The organism is Staphylococcus sp. B1(2026) (genome assembly GCF_058895785.1).
In genome coordinates, this window is sequence record NZ_JBZXTS010000075.1 from 1 (window position 1) to 3315 (window position 3315).

General features: G+C 29.7%; 3 protein-coding genes. All 3 read left to right on the forward strand.

Annotated elements, in window-relative coordinates:
- The first annotated feature begins 222 nt into the window (after window positions 1-222).
- Genes AC5EAH_RS07790 through AC5EAH_RS07800 form a run of 3 tightly spaced genes read left to right on the forward strand, consistent with a single transcriptional unit; the run spans window position 223 to window position 3228 of the window.
- On the forward strand, window positions 223-1329 hold the full coding sequence (locus AC5EAH_RS07790; RefSeq protein WP_493494215.1) for a M20/M25/M40 family metallo-hydrolase: 1107 nt from the start codon (window positions 223-225) through the stop codon (window positions 1327-1329).
- 16 nt (window positions 1330-1345) lie between these two features.
- Window positions 1346-2557: a DNA polymerase IV gene (locus AC5EAH_RS07795; RefSeq protein ID WP_493494216.1), complete on the forward strand. Its 1212-nt coding sequence runs from the start codon at window positions 1346-1348 to the stop codon at window positions 2555-2557.
- Between the two features lie 8 nt (window positions 2558-2565).
- Entirely contained in the window at window positions 2566-3228 is a 663-nt protein-coding gene (locus tag AC5EAH_RS07800; protein ID WP_493494217.1) for a potassium channel family protein, read from the forward strand.
- The last annotated feature ends 87 nt before the right edge of the window (window positions 3229-3315 follow it).

Here is a 3315-nt window from a genome sequence, read left to right on the forward strand (position 1 = left end):
GACAAAGCTTCAATTTTGAATGATTAATTATCTTAATAATAAATGAAATTAATAATCTTTTCAATGGATTATATAGTGAAAATGTGTTGAGTGATAATTAAGTATTTAAAAGTGCTGATATTATTGTTAGAGTGTGGCTATTTTAAATATTCAATAATAAAATAATTTCATATTTGGTAAAAAAAGTGGTAGTATTAGAGTATATGAAATGGAGGTACGTAAATGTCATACGATATAAAAACATTTTTAGAATTAGTACAAATTAATTCAGAAACAAAGTACGAACAACAAATTGGTGCTTGGCTAGTTGATAGATTACAAGCATTAAATTGTCAAGTTATGGTTGATGAGAGTGCAGAAATAACTGGACATGGTTTTGGTAATATTCTTGCAGTATTAGAAGCAACTGATTCTACTAAAATTCCATTATTATTATTAGCTCATATGGATACAGTGGTACCTGGTAGTAATATTCACCCAATAGTGACAGATGGTATTATTCATACGGATGGGACAACAATTTTAGGTGCGGATGATAAAGCCGGTATTGCTGTTATTTTAGATATTCTTGCATATTTGAATCAAAATAATATACCACATGGTCGTCTTGAAATTTTGATTACAGCTGGTGAAGAGAGTGGTTTAGTAGGTGCAAAAGCTTTTGATACTTCTGTTTTACAGGCACAATATGGTTTTGCATTGGATGCCACAGGTAATGTTGGAGAGATTGTAATTGCTGCACCTGCACAAGTTCATTTTAATTTAACAATTAATGGTAAAACTGCTCATGCAGGTTTAGAGCCAGAAAAAGGTCGTAATGCTATTTATATTTTATCACAAATTATTAGTCACTTACCTAATAGTCGAATTGATGAAGAGACAACTTTAAATTATGGTTTAATTACAGGTGGAAATGGTGCGACGAATATTGTGCAAGAACAAGCACAAGTATTATTTGAAATACGTTCACGTAATGAACAAAAATTAGAGCAATTAGTGGATACGATTAATCAAACAGTTGATAAAATATGTGAAGAATTTGAAGTAACGTATGAGCTACAACGTCAAGATAAATATGGTTTATTTAATTTTGAACCTACACATCCAATGATTATACATGCACAAAAATCTGCATATTCAATAGGTTTAAGTGGTCATTTAGAAGTAACAGGTGGTGGTAGTGATGCGAATATTTTATCAGGTAAAGGTATACCAACATCAGTATTAGCTGTCGGTTATGAATATATTCATACAACTAATGAACGTATTGCGATAAGTGAAATTGAAAAATTATTTAATTTAGTATTAGAAATTATTAAACAAGCATAAATGAAGGAGGGGTAATATGGTACGTGTCATTATGCATATTGATATGAATTGTTTTTATGCCAGTGTCGAAGAGCTATATTATCCTGAATACAAAACACAACCATTAGCTATTGCAGGTAATCCTAAAAATAGACACGGTATAATTGTAACTGCGAACTATAATGCTAGAGCATATGGTGTCAAAACTACAATGACAGTGAGTCATGCTAAACAATTGTGTCCAAACATTATCTTTTTACCACCTGATTTTAATAAATATAAATTATATTCTAATAAAATATTTCAACTATTAAAGCAGTATACGAGTCAAGTTGAACCTGTGAGTATTGATGAAGGCTATGTTGATCTTTCTCAATTTCAACAACCGGTGGCTGTTGCAAAAGCTATTCAACAAAAAATCAAACAAGATATAGGTTTAAGTTGTAGTATCGGCATTGCACCAAATAAATTTTTAGCCAAGATGGCAAGTAATATACAAAAGCCTAATGGATTTACTATTTTAAGAAAAAGACAAATTGCTACAATTTTATGGCCAATGCCTATTATTAATTTACATGGTTGTGGTAAAAAAACGAGTGAAAAATTAAATGCATTAGGTATTACAACAATAGGTGATTTAGCAAAAATGCCACAACAACAGCTTATTAATTTATTTGGTGTTGTTGGTCAAAGATTACATGAGCGTGCAAATGGTATTGATCAACGTGTTGTTGATCCTAATGCTATCTATCAGCATAAATCATTTGGCCAATCTAAAACTTTTCCAGAAGACATTCTAATAAAAGAAGACTTATTACAGTACTTAAAAGTTTTGTCTGACAAAGTAGCTGAACGATTACAATATAAAGGGTATGTAGGACAACAAATTCAAATTTTAATTAAGTATTATAATTTTAAACAAATGACGAGAAGTATGACTTTAGATACATTAACTGATAATAAAACAGTAATTTATGATAGTGCCAAATATTTATTCGAAAAAAATTGGAATCATGAAGCAGTGAGATTGTTAAGTGTATCAGTAGGTAATGTGAGTAAAAAATCATTAACAGGTGAACAGATGTCTTTATTTCATTATGAAGAACAAGAGAAGAGTAAACAATTAAGTGATATTGCAATGAAATTAAATAAAAAATATGGTAAAGAAATTATCCTGAAAAGTAGTCAATTAAAACATATGACACCGACAACAAGTTTTAACAAAGATTTTTTAGAAGATGATAATTAGGAGGTAATATGGAACAAAAAGAATTTGTGGTGATTGGTTTAGGCCGATTTGGTGGAACGATTGTCAAAGAATTAGCTAATATGAATATGAATGTCATGGCGATTGATGTAAGTGAAGAAGTAATTAATAATTTTAAAGATATTGCGACAGAAGCAGTTATCGGTGACTCTACTGATGAAGAAATGTTAAAAGCTTTAGGGATTAGAAATTTCAATCATGTGATTGTTGGGATAGGAAGTAATATTCAAGCTAGTATTTTGACCACTTTAATTTTAAAAGAATTAGGTGTGCCGACAGTCACTGTAAAAGCTGAAAATGAATACCATGCTAAAGTACTACATAAAATTGGTGCAGATTATATTGTTCATCCCGAAAGAGATATGGGTAAACGTGTAGCACATCATATTATCTCAGATTCTGTCTTAGATTATATTGAATTATCAGATGCCTATTCAATGATTGAATTTAAAGTGACAAAACAATTAATTAATAAACCAATTATTGATTTGAATATTCGTGCTGAATACGGTATTAATATTATTGCAATCAAACGTTCGCAAGACATTATTGTCTCACCTCCCGCAGAAGAATATATTTATCAAGAGGATATTTTAGTTTTATTAGGAGAAAATAAAAATATTGCGAGATTCGAATCTGAAATGATTGAATAAATTTCAATAAAGCAATATTACTTTACATTGATTTAAAACAATGTCTAATTAAATTATTAAACCATTCAAAATTGAAGCTTTGTCAGA